This is a genomic window from Methylobacterium sp. 1030, from assembly GCF_040544715.1.
Classification (GTDB): domain Bacteria; phylum Pseudomonadota; class Alphaproteobacteria; order Rhizobiales; family Beijerinckiaceae; genus Methylobacterium.
Genome location: NZ_JBEPKM010000011.1, coordinates 62,651 through 79,833, shown reverse-complemented (window position 1 = coordinate 79,833; position 17,183 = coordinate 62,651). Strand labels below are relative to the sequence as shown.

Annotated in this window: 19 protein-coding genes; 9 read left to right on the top strand and 10 right to left on the bottom strand. The window is 72.2% G+C overall.

The annotated features are described in order from the left end of the window. Nucleotides 1-37: 37 nt before the first annotated feature. From ABIC30_RS17320 to ABIC30_RS17305, 4 genes are all read right to left on the bottom strand, one after another. Complete coding sequence (locus ABIC30_RS17320; protein ID WP_354455817.1) at nt 38-652, bottom strand: cytochrome b; 615 nt, start codon at nt 650-652, stop codon at nt 38-40. 67 nt (nt 653-719) lie between these two features. Further along, complete coding sequence (locus tag ABIC30_RS17315) at nt 720-1,286, bottom strand: NAD(P)H-dependent oxidoreductase (RefSeq protein WP_020095845.1); 567 nt, start codon at nt 1,284-1,286, stop codon at nt 720-722. 184 nt (nt 1,287-1,470) lie between these two features. Beyond that, on the bottom strand, nt 1,471-2,130 hold the full coding sequence (locus tag ABIC30_RS17310) for a class I SAM-dependent methyltransferase (RefSeq protein WP_020095846.1): 660 nt from the start codon (nt 2,128-2,130) through the stop codon (nt 1,471-1,473). 2 nt (nt 2,131-2,132) lie between these two features. Continuing rightward, a complete protein-coding gene (locus ABIC30_RS17305; protein ID WP_354455816.1) occupies nt 2,133-3,296 on the bottom strand; it encodes a glycosyltransferase in 1,164 nt (387 codons plus the stop codon). A gap of 137 nt (nt 3,297-3,433) precedes the next feature. Here ABIC30_RS17305 and ABIC30_RS17300 point away from each other — a divergent pair, with 137 nt between their 5' ends. Then, on the top strand, nt 3,434-4,645 hold the full coding sequence (locus ABIC30_RS17300) for a DNA topoisomerase IB (RefSeq protein ID WP_042669279.1): 1,212 nt from the start codon (nt 3,434-3,436) through the stop codon (nt 4,643-4,645). 35 nt (nt 4,646-4,680) lie between these two features. On the opposite strand, the gene ABIC30_RS17295 is transcribed toward ABIC30_RS17300, so the two are convergent. After that, complete coding sequence (locus tag ABIC30_RS17295) at nt 4,681-5,367, bottom strand: LuxR C-terminal-related transcriptional regulator (protein ID WP_091679872.1); 687 nt, start codon at nt 5,365-5,367, stop codon at nt 4,681-4,683. 212 nt (nt 5,368-5,579) lie between these two features. After that, nucleotides 5,580-6,476: a GGDEF domain-containing protein gene (locus tag ABIC30_RS17290; RefSeq protein WP_354455815.1), complete on the bottom strand. Its 897-nt coding sequence runs from the start codon at nt 6,474-6,476 to the stop codon at nt 5,580-5,582. A 74-nt stretch (nt 6,477-6,550) separates the two neighbouring features. On the opposite strand from ABIC30_RS17290, the gene ABIC30_RS17285 reads away from it, so the two are divergent. Then, nucleotides 6,551-6,907: a hypothetical protein gene (locus ABIC30_RS17285; protein WP_354455814.1), complete on the top strand. Its 357-nt coding sequence runs from the start codon at nt 6,551-6,553 to the stop codon at nt 6,905-6,907. Here ABIC30_RS17285 and ABIC30_RS17280 read toward each other — a convergent pair. Both ABIC30_RS17280 and ABIC30_RS17275 read right to left on the bottom strand, forming a co-directional pair. After that, nucleotides 6,879-7,268, bottom strand: a complete 390-nt coding sequence (locus ABIC30_RS17280) for a hypothetical protein (RefSeq protein ID WP_354455813.1) — start codon at nt 7,266-7,268, stop codon at nt 6,879-6,881. The two genes, ABIC30_RS17285 and ABIC30_RS17280, sit on opposite strands and share 29 nt — an antisense overlap. A gap of 149 nt (nt 7,269-7,417) precedes the next feature. Then, entirely contained in the window at nt 7,418-7,648 is a 231-nt protein-coding gene (locus ABIC30_RS17275; RefSeq protein ID WP_354455812.1) for a hypothetical protein, read from the bottom strand. 332 nt (nt 7,649-7,980) lie between these two features. Between ABIC30_RS17275 and ruvB the strand changes: the two genes are divergently transcribed. The 3 genes from ruvB (at nt 7,981) to ybgC (ending at nt 10,672) form a co-directional block, all read left to right on the top strand. Further along, complete coding sequence (gene ruvB / locus ABIC30_RS17270; protein ID WP_091679881.1) at nt 7,981-9,036, top strand: Holliday junction branch migration DNA helicase RuvB; 1,056 nt, start codon at nt 7,981-7,983, stop codon at nt 9,034-9,036. Nucleotides 9,037-9,403: 367 nt separating this feature from the next. Continuing rightward, nucleotides 9,404-10,129, top strand: coding sequence for a DUF4142 domain-containing protein (locus tag ABIC30_RS17265; RefSeq protein WP_354455811.1), 726 nt, complete (start codon nt 9,404-9,406; stop codon nt 10,127-10,129). Between the two features lie 90 nt (nt 10,130-10,219). Further along, entirely contained in the window at nt 10,220-10,672 is a 453-nt protein-coding gene (gene ybgC, locus ABIC30_RS17260; RefSeq protein WP_091679884.1) for a tol-pal system-associated acyl-CoA thioesterase, read from the top strand. Between the two features lie 3 nt (nt 10,673-10,675). Here the strand turns inward: ybgC and ABIC30_RS17255 are convergent, their stop codons facing one another. Next, nucleotides 10,676-11,464 (bottom strand): HpcH/HpaI aldolase family protein, encoded by a 789-nt coding sequence (locus ABIC30_RS17255; RefSeq protein ID WP_354455810.1) that lies wholly within the window; start codon nt 11,462-11,464, stop codon nt 10,676-10,678. 308 nt (nt 11,465-11,772) lie between these two features. Between ABIC30_RS17255 and tolQ the strand changes: the two genes are divergently transcribed. The 4 genes from tolQ to tolB all read left to right on the top strand — a co-directional run bounded on the left by tolQ (nt 11,773) and on the right by tolB (nt 15,714). Then, nucleotides 11,773-12,489 (top strand): protein TolQ, encoded by a 717-nt coding sequence (gene tolQ, locus ABIC30_RS17250; protein WP_012317751.1) that lies wholly within the window; start codon nt 11,773-11,775, stop codon nt 12,487-12,489. 27 nt (nt 12,490-12,516) lie between these two features. After that, entirely contained in the window at nt 12,517-12,963 is a 447-nt protein-coding gene (locus tag ABIC30_RS17245; protein ID WP_020093363.1) for an ExbD/TolR family protein, read from the top strand. Nucleotides 12,964-12,972: 9 nt separating this feature from the next. Beyond that, nucleotides 12,973-14,310: a cell envelope integrity protein TolA gene (gene tolA / locus ABIC30_RS17240; protein WP_331326317.1), complete on the top strand. Its 1,338-nt coding sequence runs from the start codon at nt 12,973-12,975 to the stop codon at nt 14,308-14,310. 66 nt (nt 14,311-14,376) lie between these two features. Beyond that, nucleotides 14,377-15,714, top strand: coding sequence for a Tol-Pal system beta propeller repeat protein TolB (tolB, locus tag ABIC30_RS17235; protein ID WP_091976958.1), 1,338 nt, complete (start codon nt 14,377-14,379; stop codon nt 15,712-15,714). Between the two features lie 231 nt (nt 15,715-15,945). Here the strand turns inward: tolB and ABIC30_RS17230 are convergent, their stop codons facing one another. Continuing rightward, nucleotides 15,946-17,178, bottom strand: coding sequence for an MFS transporter (locus tag ABIC30_RS17230; protein ID WP_100252136.1), 1,233 nt, complete (start codon nt 17,176-17,178; stop codon nt 15,946-15,948). Nucleotides 17,179-17,183: the final 5 nt, after the last annotated feature.

Sequence of the window (17,183 nt, the reverse complement as noted above, 5' to 3'; positions counted from 1 at the left end):
CCGCGCGACGACGGCCGCGCGCTCGATGACGGGCGCGTCAGCGCGACGAGCCGCGCCCGTCCTGGACCGGCAGCATCCGCTCCAGCAGACCGTCGCGGCGGATGACCAAGTGCCACGCCGTGCCGGCGACGTGCAGCAGGACCAGGGCGTAGACGAGCCACTGGCCGAACACGTGGATCGACTCGAAGATCTTCTGCGTCGCGTCGTCCTTCGGCAGTCCCGGGATCGTGAACAGCCAGAAGTACGGCGTGTCGCGCCCGGACAGCGCGCTCAGCAGGTAGCCGCTGATCGGCATGATCAGGAAGATCGCGTAGAGCAGGAAGTGGTTGACGCGCCCGATCAGCGTCAGCAGCCGCGGCGCCTGCGGGTCCGGCGGCGCCGGCCGGATCATCCGCCAGACGATCCGCAGGACGACGATCGCCAGGATCGTCAGGCCGACCGACTTGTGCAGCACGAACATGCTGCCCTTGGCGGGCGTCGGCGGCAGGCTGATCGCGACCCAGGCGAGCGGCAGCACGGCCAGGACGAGGGCGGCGTTCAGCCAGTGCAGCGCCTGCGAGACCGGGTGGTAGCGCGGCAGTCCGGATGCCGTGACGTAGGTGGCGGGCAGCGCGGTCGGCGCCTTGCCGGCCGTGAGCGGAGAGCCTGACATGATCCCTCGCGGATGAGCGTGGTCCCCCTCCGATCTAGGGCCCGCCTCAGGCCGGGGGAGTCTCCTGTCAGCCGGATGCGCCGGACGAGGCCGTCCGCGACACGTCGAGCAGGGCTGCGAGTTCCGCGGCCGCGGCGCGCAGCCGGATCGCCACGGTCTCGTCGACGATGCGGCCGTCCACTAGGTCGTCCGACCCGGCATAGACCGAGGTCGGCGCGACGTGGGCCGCGAAGAAGCCGAACAGGGGTCGGAGCCCGTGCTCGACCACCAGGGCGTGGCGCAGGCCACCGCCCGTCGCGGTCAGCGCCACCGGCATGCCGATCATCCGGGCCGGATCGACGAAGTCGAAGACGTGTTTGAACAGCCCGGCATAGCCGCCCTGGTAGACAGGCGTCCCGACGATCAGCGCGTCCGCCGCCTCGATCGCCTCGACGAGGCGCGCGGCGGGCGCCGAGAGGTCGTCCCGCTGCGTCGCGCCGAGGCCCGGGCCGGCATCCATCAGGTCGTACACGGCGAGGTCGATCCCGCGCAGGCGACCGAGTTCGGCGCCGAGGGCCTCGACCAGGATGCGGGTGCGCGAGGGTCGCTTGGCGCTGCCCGAGAAGGCGACGACGCGGGCACGGCTGGGCTTCACACTCGACTCGACACTCACCACGAAACCTTCCGCCGCAGCACGCCCTGATCCGGGACTCCGAACACCCTGGCGCATGCGCGGCACGCGACGCGGGTCGATTCGACGGTAACGCATTCCCGCGCCGGATAAAGCCTCGGCGCGGCCGCGCGGGCGGCGGTCCGGCGGGACCGTCTCGGCGGAGCCGTCATCCGCGGAGCCGCCAGACGTGGCTGCGCTTGATCTCGGAATCCTCCAGCGCGCGCGAGACCGGAACCTCGTAGGTCGCGAGGCAGTCGAGGCGGTCCCGCGGAAGGTAGGTGCGGCCCGGATCGCCGATCAGCACGGTGACGCCGCGCGCCTGCAGGCGAACGAGCCAGGCGGTCACGGCCTCGGCGAGGTCGCGCTCGTAGAACACGTCGGCCGCCAGGACGAGGTCGGCCCGGGGATCCGTGGCGAGGAGATCGTCGGCGATCGCGGCGACGCGGTCGCCGACGCCGTTGGCCGCGGCGTTCAGCCCGATCGCCGCGACGGCGAAGGGGTCGAGGTCGCTGGCGACGACGTGGCGCGCCCCGGCGCGGGCCGCCGCGATCGCGACGAGGCCGGACCCCGAGGCGAAATCCACCGCGCGCGCGCCGTCCGCGACGTCCGGGTTGTCGAGGACGTAGCGGGCGAGCGCCTGGCCGCCCGCCCAGGCGAACGCCCAGAACGGCGGCGGCAGCCCGATCGCCTGCAACTCCTCCTCGGTCCGCTGCCAGAGATCGGTCGCCTCGTCGGCGACGTGCAGGCGGATCTCGGGCGCGTGGGGGACGGGCAGCAAGCGGGTGTTGGCGCGGATGAAGCCGGCGGGATCGTCCGGTGCGCGCACGGTCAGGCCTCCAGCAGGTCGCGCCACACGGCGCGGACCTGGTCGGTCACCGCGGTCTCGGTGAAGCCCCCGGTCTCGATCCGCGCCCGCGCGGCCGCGCCCAGGCCGGCGACGAGACCGGCATCGCCGCTCAGGCGCGCCAGGGCGGCGGCCAGGGCCGGCGCGTCGTCCGGGGGAACGAGCAGGCCCTCGACGCCGTCGCGCACGAGGCTGCGGCAGCCCGGGACGTCGGACGCGACCAGCGCCCGGCCGCAGGCGGCGGCCTCCAGCAGCGTCCGCGGCAGGCCCTCCCCGCCGCGCGAGGGCAGGCAGGCGACGTGGTGGCCGGCCCAGACCCCCGCGACGTCGGTCGTCGGCCCGTGCCAGACGATGCCGTCGCGGCTCCAGGCGCGCAGGGTGTCGGCGCCGATCGCCCGCCGGTTCGACGGGTCCGGCGCGCCGTACAGCGCCAGCTCCACCGGCGCGCCCTGGCTCCGGGCGAGGCGGACGGCCTCGACGGCGACGTCGATCCCCTTCGACCACAGCATCCGGGCGACGACGGCCACCCGCAGCGGCGGCATCGGCGGCAGCGGCTGCGGGACGAGGATCGCGGGATCGACGCCGGCGCCGCCCACCACGGTCACCGACCGGTCGAGCGGGTCCAGGCCCAGGGCCAGGGCGTCGTCGGGGTTCTCGAAGAGGAAGCGCGTCCGCGACGAGGCCAGCGGCCCCCGGATCAGCGCCCGCAGGGCGAGGCGCGCCGCCCGGCCGAGGCGGTCGCTCCGGGCGCCGACGAGGCCGAGGCCGGTCAGGGCGAAGACGCGGGACGGGATTCCCGCCATGGCGGCGGCCGTGCCGCCGACCAGGATGCCGCGCAGGGCGATGCAGTGGACGATGTCGGCCTTCAGCGCCTTCAGGATCGCGGCGAGCTGCCCGGCCGCGTAGCCCGCGGCCATCGGGTTGAGGCTCGCCCGCTCGGCCTCCAGGTTGACGACCTGCGCGCCGCTCGCCTCGATGGCGGCCCGGTGGAGGCGGACCCGCGTCACCACCGCGACCGAGAGACCCATGCCGACGGCGGCGCGGGCCATCGGCAGGAAATGCGAGGCGAAGAACCAGTCCTCGGTCACCACGAAGACCAGGCGGCGCATCGGAACGGGCAGGTTCCCGGGTTCGGCATCGGACTGCATCCGTCCCCTCTAGCACGGCGGCGGGGCCCGTCCTGCGACGGATGTGCAGGCCCGGAACGGCGATCCCGTGCCGCCGGTTGTCCAAGGCCTTCTCGCCGGGCGAGGCAGCCCGGCGGCGTCGATGGGAGGGGCTGTTCATGGCGTGCGTCGAGACGGCGGAGAGCGGCGGAGACCTCCGCGCCGCGGCCGAGGAGGCCGGGCTCGTCTACGTCGATGACGGCCGGCCCGGGCTGACCCGCCGCCGGAGCGGGACCGGCTTCCGCTACTGCGACGCGAAGGGTGCGCCGGTGCGCGACAAGGGGGTGCTGGCCCGCATCCGCGGCCTCGCGATCCCGCCGGCCTACACGGATGTCTGGATCTGCCCGCGCCGGAACGGCCACATCCAGGCGACCGGCCGCGACGCGAAGGGGCGCAAGCAGTACCGCTACCACCCGGACTTCCGGCAGGCGCGGGAGGCCAACAAGTTCTCGCGGATCATGGCCTTCGCGGACGCGCTGCCCGGGATCCGCCGGCGCGTCGACGCCGACATGAGGCGGCCGGGCCTGCCCCGCGACAAGGTGCTGGCCACCGTCGTCCACCTGCTGGAGACCACGCTGATCCGCGTCGGCAACGACGACTACGCGCGGACCAACAAGAGCTACGGCCTCACGACCCTGCGCGACCCCCACGTCCGGATCGAGGGTTCGGCTCTGTCGTTCCGCTTCAAGGGCAAGAGCGGCAAGACCTGGGACGTGTCGCTGAAGGACCGGCGGGTCGCCCGGATCGTCAAGGCCTGCCAGGACCTGCCGGGCCAGGAGCTGTTCCAGTATCTCGACCCGGACGGCACCCAGCGCGACGTCACCTCCTCGGACGTGAACGCGTACCTGCGCGAGATCACCGGCGAGGACTTCACCGCCAAGGATTTTCGGACCTGGGCCGGCACGGTGCTGGCGGCGCTGGCGCTGCGGGAGTTCGAGAGCTTCGACAGCGAGGCCGGAGCCAAGCGCAACATCCGCGCGGCCATCGAGAACGTCGCGGGCCGCCTCGGCAACACGCCGACGATCTGCCGCAAGTGCTACATCCACCCGCAGATCCTCGACTGCTACCTGGAGGGCGGCCTGCTCCTGCAGGTGAAGGACGCGGTCGAATCGGAGCTGAGCGAGGACCTGTCGAGCCTGCGGCCCGAGGAGGCGGCGGTGCTGGGACTCCTGCAGGCGCGCCTCTCCGCCGCCGAGGACGCCGTCAAGGCCGGCGGTCGGGTCAAGCCGGCGGGCGCGCGGAAACGCGGGGCGAAGGCGCCAGAGCGGTCCAAGAGCGGAACGGCGGCCAAGCGCGCGTCCGGAGCCCGGAAGGCGGCCGCGGCCGCTTAGGGGGGCGGTCTCGCCGAGACCGCCCGATCCCCCTCTCAGTGCCGGGACTGGTTGTCGTTGCCCGAGGACCGGTTGTCGGTGCCGCGCCGAACCTGATCGCCGGAGTCGACCACCGGGGCCAGGCCGAGCTGGCGGGCCAGCGAGACGAGGTCCTTGAGGCGGCCGGTCTGGGTCTTGCGCCGCAGGTTGAGCCGGTGGGTCTCCACCGTTCGCACGCTGAGCGCCAGCCGCCGCGCGACCTCCTTGTTGCTGAACCCGGAACTCAGGAAGCGCAGCACCTCGGCCTCGCGGGGCGTCAGCCCGAGGCTCTCGCCCGCCTCCGGCGGCATCGCCACCGGCTGCTCCGGCGGGACCAGCACGTCCGAGCCCTCCGCCAGCGCCAGCAGCGCCGCGCCGAGGTCCCGCGGCGACTTGGAGCGCGCCACGAAGGCGTCGGCGCCGGCGGCCAGCAGGGCGCGGAGGTCGTCCGCCGTCAGCGCGCCGAAGGCGACCAGCGTGCGCAGCGCCGGCTGGCGCTCCTTCAGGGCGACGATGCGGGCGATCCCGTCTGCCAGCCGGATCTCGTCGAGGAAGACCAGGGCGACGCTGCTGCCGGCGTCGGCGCGATCGAGATCGGCCTCGCCGATGGTGTGGAACTCGGGCATGTGCTCGAGGGTGGCGCGAACCGTCGCGCTCAGGTCCTCCGGCTCATCCAGGATCAGGACGCCAACGGCCGTACTCATGACCTCGCACCTCTCTCTCCCGGCTTGATACAGGCGGCCGGGATCGAAGGCGAAGTTCCAAGATCCGTTCCAGCAACAACTCGCGAATATTAAGCTTTATATTGGCCGAATCGCTCCCCAGGAACGGATACTCGGCGAATCAATGCGCCGATCTGGGACGACGGTGGGACACCGCTCGACGGACTGTGCCGATCCGGGACGGGCGGTCCGGCTCAGCCCGCGACGGCGCGGATACCCTCGCTGTGATCCGGCACCACCCGGTTCCGGCCGCCGCCCTTCGCCGCGTAGAGCGCGACATCGGCCCGCTTGACCAGGGCCTCGACGCTGTCGCCGTCGCGCCACGTGCTGACGCCGAAGCTGCAGCTCAGCGCGATCGGACCCTGCGTCCCGTGGATCCGCAGGGCCTGGACGTCGGCGCGCAGGCGCTCGGCCTGCGCCACGGCCTCCGCGAGCCCGCGGCCGGGCAGGATGACGGCGAATTCCTCGCCGCCGAGGCGTCCCGCGATCCCGGCACCGGCGATCAGCTCGGCCACGGCCTTGATCGCCACGTCGCCGACATCGTGCCCGTGCTCGTCGTTGATGCGCTTGAAGTGATCGATGTCGAGGAGGATCGCCGAGACGGCGCCCGGCCTCGGGTCTCGCGCCGCGGCGGCCCGCGCGCGCTTGAAGAAGGCACGCCGGTTGTAGGAGCCGGTCAGCGGGTCCGTCTCAGCGAGGCGGATCAGCTCCTCCTGCATGGTGGTCAGGCGCTCGGCCGCGCGCAGGCGCGCGTTCAGCTCCTCGGCGCTCGGCGGCTTCTCGATGAAGTCGTCGGCGCCGCTGTCGAGGGCCTCGGCCAGGCTGCGGACGTTGCGGGCCGACGACATGGTGATGACGTGCAGCGGCCCGCGGGATTCGGCGAGGAGCCGGGCCGACCAGCAGAGTTCGAGCCCGCAGAGCGGCCGCACTTCCAGGCTGGTGATGAGGACCCGGACCGCCGGCGTCGCCGCCAGGAACTCCAGCGCCCGCTCCGAATCCGTGAACGGGTGCACCGCGTGGCCGCGCGGCTCGATCAGGGACGCGATGATCTGCAGCACGACGCGGCTCGAGTCGACGATGACGATCTGCATGGCGTGACCCGCACCCGATATCCGCGGTGTAAGCTGGAAGGCTTAACCGCCCCCCAACGGAGCTGAACCCCGGTATGAGCGTGGCCATTACCACTCCAGATCGGCGCTATATCGTTGTCCGGGCGCGTCTGTGGCGCCGCGCGAATCCCGACCTGTCGGAAACCTGTCGGGCCGCGCTGGTGCAGCGCCTGATGGCGGCGCGCCGGGGCGTGAAAGAGGCCAAGCGGGCCGAGCGCGCGGGCGAGCCGGGCTCCGCGGAGGCGCTCGCCGCCGCCAGGGCCGAGGTCGATGCGGCGAAGGTCGGACTCGGCGAGCGCGGCCCGGTCTGGTGGGCGGACGGCGCGCCCGACCTCAACCGGCACCTCGTCCGCAACACGCCCTACGCGGCGTGGTTCGCGGCGCTCAGCGACGGGGAACCTGAACCGCGATGACCCGGGCCCCCGCGACCGGGTCGGCCCCGACGGCGCGCGCGCCGCGGCGGCCGTAGGGGGCGGCGTTGATCACCGTCAGGGTCGGCTCGGCCGCCGGAGCGGCCTGGATGCCGGTCACCGTCGGGACGCCGTAGGTGCCGTAGCTCCAGGGCGTGGGCACGATCTGGGTCGGGCGCGGCACGCGGGTCAGCGGGGCGCCGATATAGGTGCCCCGCACGAACTCGCCGGCAAAGCCCGGATCGGCGACGTAACCGGGCGCGTAGGCGACCGGAGCGTAGGGATCGGCGCTCCGGAAGGTCTGCGCCGACGCGGGCGCCGCCGCCGCCAGAGCGAGCAGGGTCACGATCGTCCGGTTGGCCATGGGTCCGGCTCCGAGGGGTGTCGGCGGGCGCGGTGCGCGCCGGGTGCGGGGCCAACAGACCGGATCACCGGCCGTTCCGCGTCTCCAGTCGCGCAGAGTGCGTAACGGTCCCGTCATGCCCAGCCGATCGGCCCCCGGGTGCGCACCGGTCAGCGGCAGGTGGTGATCCGCCGGACCACCCAGCCCTCGCCCTCGATCCACAGACGGCGGCGCGCCCGGCTACATGTGACGTCGTCCTCCCGCTCCGCCGAGACGGGATGAACCTGCGGGTTGGCCTCGGCGACCTTGGTCTCGGCCGGGCCGGTGGCGGCCTGGGCCGCGAGCGGAACGGCGAGCATGACGGTGCCGGCTGCGGCGGCAGCGATCGTACGGAGTTTCATCGGGGAGAAGCGCCCTGCGGCCATGCTTGGAGGTTTGGTCCAGGAATGCGCGGGCCGGCGGTTCGGTTGCATCCCGGTTGCGTCGATCGCGACGGCCCGTGCGCTCGCTCACATCGCCGGTGGCGCCACACGGGCTGACGCCCGGCCGCGACACCTGGCCACGACACTTGGCCACGACACTTGGCCACGACACTTGGCCACCGTGCCCGGCCGCGGCGCTTAGACTTCCCGGCTTTCACGGGTAAGGAAGAACAAAACCGGACGCGCCGGTGCCCAGCCGTCCTGCGAGACCGCCCATCGCGGGCCGCGGCACGGTCCACGAAGCAGGGTTCATGAGCAAGTCGAAGCCTCCGACCAACGCGCTCCTGACACCGGAGAAGCGCACCGAGGACGTCGATCAGACGATCCGTCCTCTGAGCCTTGCCGAGTTCATCGGTCAGCGCGCGGCGCGGGCGAACATGCAGGTGTTCATCGAGGCGGCGAGGAAGACCGGGCAGGCGCTCGACCACGTGCTGTTCGTCGGGCCGCCGGGCCTGGGCAAGACCACGCTGGCGCAGATCGTGGCGCGCGAGCTCGGCGTGAACTTCCGCTCGACCTCCGGGCCGGTGATCGCCAAGGCCGGGGATCTGGCCGCCCAGCTCACCAACCTGGAGGAGCGCGACGTCCTGTTCATCGACGAGATCCACCGGCTCAACCCGGCGGTCGAGGAGATCCTCTACCCGGCCATGGAGGATTACCAGCTCGACCTGATCATCGGCGAGGGCCCGGCGGCGCGCTCGGTCAAGATCGAGCTGCCGAAGTTCACGCTGGTCGGCGCCACGACGCGGGCGGGGCTGCTGACGACGCCGCTGCGCGACCGGTTCGGCATCCCGATCCGGCTGGAGTTCTACGAGATCGACGAGCTGGAGCAGATCGTGGCGCGCGGCGCGCGGGTGCTGGGCCTGGGCATGTCGGCGGAGGGCGCCAACGAGATCGCCCGTCGGGCGCGGGGCACGCCGCGGATCGCCGGTCGGCTCTTGCGGCGGGTGCGGGACTTCGCGGTGGTGGCGGAGGCCGAGACGGTGACGCGGGCGATCGCCGACCGGGCGCTGCAGCTCTTGGACGTGGACGGGGCGGGTCTCGACGTGATGGACCGCAAGTACCTGAGCCTGATCGCGCGCGCGTTCGGGGGCGGGCCGGTGGGCATCGAGACGATCGGGGCGGCGCTGTCGGAGCCGCGGGACGCGATCGAGGACATCATCGAGCCCTACCTGATCCAGCGCGGCTTCGTGCAGCGCACACCCCGCGGACGCGTCCTCACCCGACACGCCTACCGGCACATGCAGATGCCGGAACCGAAGCGCGAGACGCCCGGGCAGTTCGGCTTCTTCGGTGACGGAGAGCCCTGAGGACCGGTCAACGCGTCTCCATGCATTGAATTCGGACCAGCATTTCACCGGGCACATGCGCGGGACGCACGGTGCTGCGCGCGGCAGCCGGGTGAGTTCCGCGTCGCGATCTCGGCAAGTCGCTGCCGTAAGAGCCGTTTTGTCGATCGTCTCGGAACAATATTGCCAAGCTTAGGCGGGGATCTCGTCGATCACGTAAGTGTAAAAACTGCCGGATCGCGTGGAACAGCGCCGAAACGCGACAGTTGGGGAGGCGACCGCGCCGGGTCCGCTCGGCGCCGGCAAGGCTGTCCCGATCAGGGTCCTGCCCTCCGATCGCGGCAGATCTTCGCGATCTCAAGAACAACGTCAGGGATAAACTTCCGCCATGAAGAAACTCACGCTCGCCGTGCTCGGCCTGTCCGTCGCCGCCATCTCGGCGCCCGCCTTCGCGCAGGACGCCCTGCCGATCCGCGTGCTGCCCTTCGCCAATCAGGACGGCGTCGGTGCCGCCGCGACCGAGACGCCCGTCTTCCGGGCGGAGGCGCTGCGTTCGGACGCCGCCAGCATCGAGGCGAGTCGGATCGCCCTCCAGCGGTCGCGCAACCCCCGGGTCCGCAACTACGCCAACCGCGTCCTCGTCGAGCGCAAGGCGACCACCGACGCGCTGCTGCCGCCGAACACCTCCCTCACCCGCAACGGCTCGGTGGTCTCCGACAACCAGGGCATCCGCACCGACCTGAGCAACCCGGTCGGCCTGGTGCTGGCGCCGGTGACGGTGGCCGCCAACATCGGCACCGGCATCGTCGGCGGCGCCCTCGGCGCGGTCGGCATCGTCGACAACAGCCCGGCCGAGCCGGGCCGCCGCGTGGCCCTCGGCGAGCGCGGACAAGCGCGTCTGGCGCAGCTCCAGGCGGCCCCGAACGGCCGGGCCTTCGACCGGACCTACATCGACCAGCAGGCCCGCTCGGACGCCCGCACCCTGGCGCTCTACGACGCCTACGCCAAGCAGGGCGACAACGCCCAGGGCCGCAAGTTCGCCACCGAGGCCCTGCCCTACATCGCCGACGAGCACGCCCACTCGGCGAGCCTCGCGGCCCGCATCGGCGGCTGAGCGCCGCGCATGGCGTGATCTGCGCGAGGGCCGCCCCAGGGCGGCCCTCGTCGTGTTGCGCCGTCGCACAGCCCGTCGCTAAAGGGGCGCATGAGCGCGATCGAGCCCGCCAAGAATGGATCCGCGGAGGACGGTGCCCCGCCCCACCGGATGGGCGTGCGCGTCTACTACGAGGACACAGACTTCTCCGGCTTCGTCTACCACGCCAGCTACCTGCGCTTCCTCGAGCGGGGCCGCACCGAATTGTTGCGGGAACTCGCTGGCGACCAGTCGGACCTGCACCGCGACGCACGCGGCCTCGTCTTCGTGGTGCGGCGCATGAGCCTCGATTTCCTTCGGCCGGCCCGGATGGACGACCTGCTCACCGTCGTGACCCGCACGCGCGCCCTGCGCGGCGCCTCGATGCAGCTCGCCCAGGATGTCCGACGGGGCGACGAAGTGCTGGTCTCCGCGGAGGTCACGGTCGCCTGCGTGCGGGACGGCCGCGCCGTCCGCCTCCCGGACGCGCTGCGGCGGCGGCTCGCGCCCGGCGAGGCCGCCTAGACCTCAGCCGGCCCGCGCCGGGTCGGCCTCGCAGAGCACCCGCGCGAAGGCGTTGACGATGGTCAGCGCGTCGTACTCGACCGAGACCAGCTGGTAGCCCATCCCGACCATCTCCCGGGCGCGCGCCGGCGACGGCGCGAAGGCGCAGGGAATCTTGCCCGCCGCCCGGGTCTTGCGCGCGATCTCCCCGAGGGCCGCCGTGACCGCCGATCCCAGCGGGTCGATGGCCGCCCCCTTGGACAGGGCGATCGACAGGTCGGCGGGGCCGACCAGGACGCCGTCGATGCCCGGCACGGCGAGGATCGCCTCCAGGTCGGCGATCCCCGCCTCGGTCTCGCACATGGCGATCGTGAGCGCCCGATCGTTGGCGCCCGCTAGGTAGTCCGCGCCGTTCCGGAGCCCCGAGAGCCACATGGCCCGGTCCGGTCCCCAGCTCCGCTGCCCAACCGGCGGGAATTTCGCGGCCGCGGCCAGGGCCTCGGCATCCGCGACGGTGTTGATCATCGGCGCCACGATTCCGGCGGCGCCTGCGTCGAGCATTCGCGAGACCATGGCGAAGTCGCCCACCGGCACGCGCACCAGGGTCGATTTGCCGGCCAGGGCGACCTCGGTGATCGCCGCACACGACGTCTTGTAGTCGTAGGTGCCGTGCTGCTGATCCAGCAGGACGGCGTCGAAGCCGGCGCGCGCCAGGAAGCCGGCCAACATCGGGTCGGCGATCATGGACCAGCCCAGGAACCGGGCCGGGCCGGTGGGCAGCAGATCGGGCAGGCTGGGAACGGGGAGGGTCATGCGCGTCCTGCGTATCTCAGGGCTGTCGACTCGGCGCCGTGGGCCGCGACCATACGGGAGGCGCTTTCGACAGGTCTAGCCCGGACGGCCCGTCGGACGGCGGCACATGCCTCAGGATCGCCCGGATCGAAACCGATCCTTAACCCTGCCGCGCCCTTAACGGAGGCGATGCCACGGCGGGGCGCGGGGGCCGTCGACGGCCCTTACTTTCGACAGATTCGCGGGCGACAGCGTTGATATCGCTCACGGATCCGGCGGACGCGGGCCTCGCCCGGCGCATCGCGATCCGGAGCAGGAGACCTCGACGGATGAACCCAGCCGACGCGATGCAGGCCGCGCCTGTCGCCGACATGACGCTGCTCGGCCTGTTCCTGCAGGCCCACTTCGTCGTGAAGATCGTGATGATCGGGCTGCTCAGCGCCTCGATCTGGTGCTGGTCGATCATCGTCGACAAGACGCTGCTGTTCCGCCGGACCAAGGCCGAGATGGACGCGTTCGAGGACGCGTTCTGGTCCGGCCGCTCCCTGGAGGAGCTGTTCCGCTCGTTCAACGACCGGCCGGCCACGGGCCTCGCCGCCGTCTTCGTCGCCGCCATGCGCGAGTGGAAGCGCAGCTTCGAGGGCTCCGGTCGGCAGATCCAGTCGCTGTCGCAGCGCATCGAGAAGCAGCTCGACGTCACCATCCACCGCGAGGTCGAGCGGCTCGAGTCGCGCCTGCTGTTCCTCGCCTCGATCGGCTCGGCCGGCCCGTATATCGGCCTGTTCGGCACCGTCTGGGGCATCATGACCGCGTTCACCTCGATCGCGGCCTCGAAGAACACCTCGCTCGCGGTCGTCGCCCCCGGCATCGCCGAGGCGCTGTTCGCCACCGCCATCGGCCTGTTCGCCGCGATCCCGGCGGTGCTCGCCTACAACAAGCTCCAGGCCGAGGTTTCCAAGGCGCAGTCGCGGCTGGAGAGCTTCGCCGACGAGTTCTCCGCCATCCTCTCCCGCCAGATCGACGAGCGCCTGCCGCTCGCCGCCTGAACCGGCTGATCCAGAGGAGACCGATCCATGGGCATGGCAGCGGGCGCATCGCAGGGCGGCAAGCGCCGCCGGCGCCGGGGCCGCCGCGGCGGACCCATCAACGAGATCAACATGACGCCGTTCATCGACGTCGTGCTCGTGCTCCTGATCATCTTCATGGTCGCGGCGCCGATGATGACCGTGGGCGTGCCCCTCGACCTGCCGCAATCCAAGGCCTCGCCGCTCAATTCCGACGTGAAGCCGATCACCCTGTCGATCCGCCAGACCGGCCAGGTCTTCCTCGGCGAGGACGAGCTCACCGACGACTCGATCGTGCCGAAGCTCATGGAGACCGCCAAGACCGGAACCGAGGAGCGCGTCTTCGTGCGCGGCGACAAGCGGGTCGATTACGGCCGCGTGGCGCAGGTGATGGCGATCGTGACCGGCGGCGGCTTCAAGAAGGTCGCCCTCGTCACCGAGCCTGAGCATCAGTAGGGCCGTCCCGTGGAGTTCCGCTTCGACCGCAAGGAACCGGGTGTCTGGATCTCCGCCGGCACCCACGTCGCGCTCCTCGCGCTGGCGCTGGTCAGCGTCGCGGCCCCGGCCCTGCCGGAGGCCCAGGAGGGCGTGCCCGTCGAGGTGATCACCGAGAACCAGTTCTCCGAGATCACAAAGGGCGAGCGTCAGGCCGACAAGCCGATGCCGAACGCCACGTCGCGGGCGGACCGCAAGGCCGAGAAGCTCGAGGACCGCGAGCCCGAGAATTCCAAGCAGGACGCGCCGACCGCGCCGACCCGCACGGCCGAGATGAAGCTCGCCAACGCGGACGAGATGCCGCTGCGCGCCGAGCCCGATCCGCAGGAGGCGGCCCAGGCCGCCAAGGCGGCGGAGAAGGCGGCGCAGGAGAAGCGCGACGCCGAGAAGGCTGCCGCCAAGGCGGCCGAGAAGGCGGCCGAGAAGGCCACCGCGGAGAAGGCTGCCGCCGCCAAGGCCGAGGCGAAGGCCAAGGCCGAGGCGGTCGCGAAGGCCGAGGCCGAGAAGCGCGAGCAGCTCGAGAAGCTGATCGAGAAGCAGGAAGCCGAGGCCGCGGCGGCCGCCCAGAAGGCCGCCGCGAAGAAGGCCGAAGCCGCCAAGGAGGCGGCCAAGGAAGCGGCCAAGAAGGCCGCCGACGCGAAGGCCAAGGCCGAGGCCGAAGCCGAGCGTCAGAAGGAGATCGCGGAGGCCAAGGCCGAAGCCGAGCGCGAGAAGGCGGAGGCCGCCGCCAAGGCGAAAGCCGAGGCCGCGAAGGCCGAGGCGGCCGCCAAAGCCGAGGCCGCCGCCAAGGCGAAGGCGAAGGCCATGGCGGACGCGAAGGCCAAGGCCGATGCCGAGGCCAAGGCGCGCAAGCAGGCCGAACTCGCCGACAAGTTCAACGCCGGCGACATCCGCTCGGTGCTCGCCTCGAAGGCGCCGTCTCAGTCGACCGGCGCCACCGGCCACGCGGTGCAGAAGGTGGCGGCGCTCGGCGCCGCGACCGGCAACGCGCAGCGCCTGTCGCCGTCGCTGCGCGACGCCCTGGTCGGCCTGCTCCAGCAGCAGATCGAGCGGTGCTACTCGGCGCCCCCCGGCGCGGCCCAGGGCGTGGTCCTGCCGGTTCTCGACATCCGCCTGAACCCGAACGGCTCGCTCAGCACGGAGCCGCGGATCATGCGCGGCGGGGCGAGCGCGGTCGACCAGTCGATCGCGCAGGCCGCGCTCCGGGCGGTCCGCCGCTGCGCGCCGTACAACATTCCGGCCACCTATGCGCCGTACTACAACGACTGGAAGGCCATCAACGCGGAGTTCGAGTTCACGGCGACCTGAGGTCTTCCAGCCAGTGTCCCGCCGTCCCCGCGTTCCCGTCTGATCGTCACTCGGATCCGACCCACCATGCTGCACCTCCCCTCCGTCGGGCGCCTCCCGACGTCCTATGCCGCGCGCCTGCTCGCGCTCCTCGTGATGCTGACGGGCCTCCTGGCGGGGCCGGCCCAGGCGCAGCTGCAGCTGCGCATCGGCGGCGGCAACTTCCAGCCGATGCCCATCGCCATCGCGGATTTCGGCGGCGACCCGAGCCTCGCGGGCCTCGTCTCCGGCGTGGTCACCAACGACCTGCGCCGCTCCGGCTACTTCACGCCGCTCGACCACGCCCGCTTCCCCGAGCAGCCGAACTTCGACGCCGCGCCGAACTTCGAGAAGTGGCGCGCCACCGGCGTGCAGGGCCTCGTCACCGGCCGGGTCGTCCGCGAGGGCGGCCGGGTCAAGGTCGAGTTCCGGCTCTGGGACGTGACCAACGGCCAGCAGATGACCGGCCAGCAATACGGCACCGACGCCGCCAACGTCCGGCGCACCGGCCACCTGATCGCCGACGGGGTCTACACCAAGATCACCGGCCTCGGGCCCTGGTTCGACAGCCGCATCGCCTTCGTGGACGAGACCGGCCCCAAGGAGAACCGCCGCAAGCGCCTGATGGTCATGGACCAGGACGGCGCCAATGTCCGGGCGATCACCACCGGCGAGATGTCGATCGTGGCCCCGCGCTACTCGCCGGCCACGCAGGACATCGCCTTCATGGCCCAGGCCACCGGCCACCAGCCGCGGGTGCAGATGATCAACCTGGAGACCGGCTCCCGCCAGGCGCTCGGCAACGTCGATTCGATGAGCGCGAGCCCGCGCTTCTCGCCGGACGGCCGCAAGATCGTGATGAGCGTCCAGCAGGGCGGCAACGCCGACATCGTCACGATGGACCTCGCCTCGAAGGCCCAGCGCTCGATCACCAACGGCATGGCGATCGACACCTCGCCGACCTACTCGCCGGACGGGTCGCAGATCGCCTTCGAGTCCGACCGCGGCGGCTCCCAGCAGGTCTACGTGATGGGGGCGGACGGCTCGAACCCGCACCGGATCACCTTCGGCCCCGGCTCGGCCTCGCAGCCGGCCTTCTCGCCCCGAGGCGACCTGATCGCCTACACCCGCCAGCGCAACGGCGGCTTCGCCATCTGCGTCTCGAAGCCCGACGGCTCGGGCGAGCGCGTGCTCACCGAGGGCTTCCACAACGAGGGCCCGACCTTCGCGCCGAACGGCCAGTACGTGCTGTTCTTCCGCGATCCGGGCGGCCAGGGCGGCGGCAAGCTGTTCATGGTCGACATCACCGGCAAGGTGGAGCAGCCGGTCCCGACGCCCGCCTACGCGTCCGACCCGACCTGGTCGCCGCTGCTGTCGGGCCGCTGAGCCCGTCGCGGAGCCCGTCGCGGAGCCCGGCTCACGAGGCGGGCTCCGGGGCCGTTCCCGATTCTGGTGGAACGGTTCGGCAGGACGGCGGCTCCAATCGAGAGAGCTGCGCCTTACCCCTCCCCCACACGGGAGAGGGGACCCGCGTTTCGTGCGGCGCCGGCTCGCGGGGCCACGATCGCCACGGCCGTCATCCGGGACGCGTCGCGTCCCGAGCCGCGCGACGGCGCGCTAGCCCTGCACCATCAGCCGGTCGCGCGCCTTCAACGCCGGGAAGAGCCTGCCCCAGAGCAGCGCGACCCCGACCGTCGCGGCCCCGCCGACCACCACCGCCGGGACCGCGCCGATCGCGGCGGCGAGCAGCCCCGATTCGAACTCGCCGAGCTCGTTCGAGGCGCCGATGAACACCGTGTTCACCGCCGAGACGCGGCCGCGCATCGCGTCCGGCGTCTCGCCCTGCACGAAGGTCTGGCGCACGTAGACCGAGATCATGTCGGCGGCGCCCGTGACGAACAGGCAGGCCATCGACAGCGGCAGCGACGTCGACAGCCCGAACGCGACCGTGGCGGCACCGAACACCGCGGCGGCGCGGAGCATGCGAACGCCCGCGTGGCGCCGCAGGGGGTAGTTCGCCAGCAGCACCGCCATGGCGACAGCCCCGAAGGCCGGCATGCTCCGGAGCGCGCCGAGGCCGAGCGGGCCGACGTGCAAGACCTCCGCGGCGTAGATCGGCAGCAGCGCCGTGGCGCCGCCGAGCAACACCGTGAACAGGTCGAGGCTGATCGCCCCGAGCACCACCGGCTGGGAGCGGATGTAGTCGATCCCGGCCGAGAGCGCCGCCCAGGTGATCGGCGGCCGCTCGCTCACCGCCGCCGGCCGGTAGCGGATCAGCAGGGTCAAGGCGCTGGCCAGGGCGAAGCTGCCCCCTGCCCCACCGAACACGACGGCGGGTCCGAGGGCGTAGAGGAAGCCGCCGAGCGCTGGCCCCATCACCGACGCGCTCTGCCAGAGGGACGCGTTCCACGCGATCGCCGAGCCGAAAAGCGGCCCGGGCACCAGGGTCGGGAGCAGCGCCTGCAGGGCCGGGTTGGCGAAGGCCCGGGCCGTGCCGACGACGATGACCAGGGCGTAGATCGGCCAGACGGAGTGCACGCCCGCGAGGGCGCAGGCGAGGAGGCCGAGGCTCGCCGCGCTCTGGAGCGCGAAGGCGGCGGCGCCGACGAGGCGCCGGTCGTAGGCGTCGGCGACGTGGCCGGTGATCAGCGCGCACAGCACCGCCGGCAGGAAGCCCGCGAGGCCCACGAGGCCCAGCGCCAGGGCGGAATGGGTCAGGTCGTAGACGTACCAGCCGATCGCCACCGCCTGCATCTGGTAGGCGAGGCCCGTGAGGAACCGGGCCGAGCCGAACAGGCGGAAGTCGCCGATGCCGAAGACGGCCCAGCCGGAACGATCATGCGCGGACATGCCTC

What these genes read in the sequence shown, in the direction of transcription:
- ABIC30_RS17320 (WP_354455817.1), bottom strand. Translation starts at nt 652, where the DNA reads ATGTCAGGCTCTCCGCTCACGGCCGGCAAGGCGCCGACCGCGCTGCCC.
- ABIC30_RS17305 (WP_354455816.1), bottom strand. Translation starts at nt 3,296, where the DNA reads ATGCAGTCCGATGCCGAACCCGGGAACCTGCCCGTTCCGATGCGCCGC.
- ABIC30_RS17300 (WP_042669279.1), top strand. Translation starts at nt 3,434, where the DNA reads ATGGCGTGCGTCGAGACGGCGGAGAGCGGCGGAGACCTCCGCGCCGCG.
- ABIC30_RS17295 (WP_091679872.1), bottom strand. Translation starts at nt 5,367, where the DNA reads ATGAGTACGGCCGTTGGCGTCCTGATCCTGGATGAGCCGGAGGACCTG.
- ABIC30_RS17290 (WP_354455815.1), bottom strand. Translation starts at nt 6,476, where the DNA reads ATGCAGATCGTCATCGTCGACTCGAGCCGCGTCGTGCTGCAGATCATC.
- ABIC30_RS17285 (WP_354455814.1), top strand. Translation starts at nt 6,551, where the DNA reads ATGAGCGTGGCCATTACCACTCCAGATCGGCGCTATATCGTTGTCCGG.
- ABIC30_RS17280 (WP_354455813.1), bottom strand. Translation starts at nt 7,268, where the DNA reads ATGGCCAACCGGACGATCGTGACCCTGCTCGCTCTGGCGGCGGCGGCG.
- ABIC30_RS17275 (WP_354455812.1), bottom strand. Translation starts at nt 7,648, where the DNA reads ATGAAACTCCGTACGATCGCTGCCGCCGCAGCCGGCACCGTCATGCTC.
- ruvB (WP_091679881.1), top strand. Translation starts at nt 7,981, where the DNA reads ATGAGCAAGTCGAAGCCTCCGACCAACGCGCTCCTGACACCGGAGAAG.
- ABIC30_RS17265 (WP_354455811.1), top strand. Translation starts at nt 9,404, where the DNA reads ATGAAGAAACTCACGCTCGCCGTGCTCGGCCTGTCCGTCGCCGCCATC.
- ybgC (WP_091679884.1), top strand. Translation starts at nt 10,220, where the DNA reads ATGAGCGCGATCGAGCCCGCCAAGAATGGATCCGCGGAGGACGGTGCC.
- ABIC30_RS17255 (WP_354455810.1), bottom strand. Translation starts at nt 11,464, where the DNA reads ATGACCCTCCCCGTTCCCAGCCTGCCCGATCTGCTGCCCACCGGCCCG.
- tolQ (WP_012317751.1), top strand. Translation starts at nt 11,773, where the DNA reads ATGAACCCAGCCGACGCGATGCAGGCCGCGCCTGTCGCCGACATGACG.
- ABIC30_RS17245 (WP_020093363.1), top strand. Translation starts at nt 12,517, where the DNA reads ATGGGCATGGCAGCGGGCGCATCGCAGGGCGGCAAGCGCCGCCGGCGC.
- tolB (WP_091976958.1), top strand. Translation starts at nt 14,377, where the DNA reads ATGCTGCACCTCCCCTCCGTCGGGCGCCTCCCGACGTCCTATGCCGCG.
- ABIC30_RS17230 (WP_100252136.1), bottom strand. Translation starts at nt 17,178, where the DNA reads ATGTCCGCGCATGATCGTTCCGGCTGGGCCGTCTTCGGCATCGGCGAC.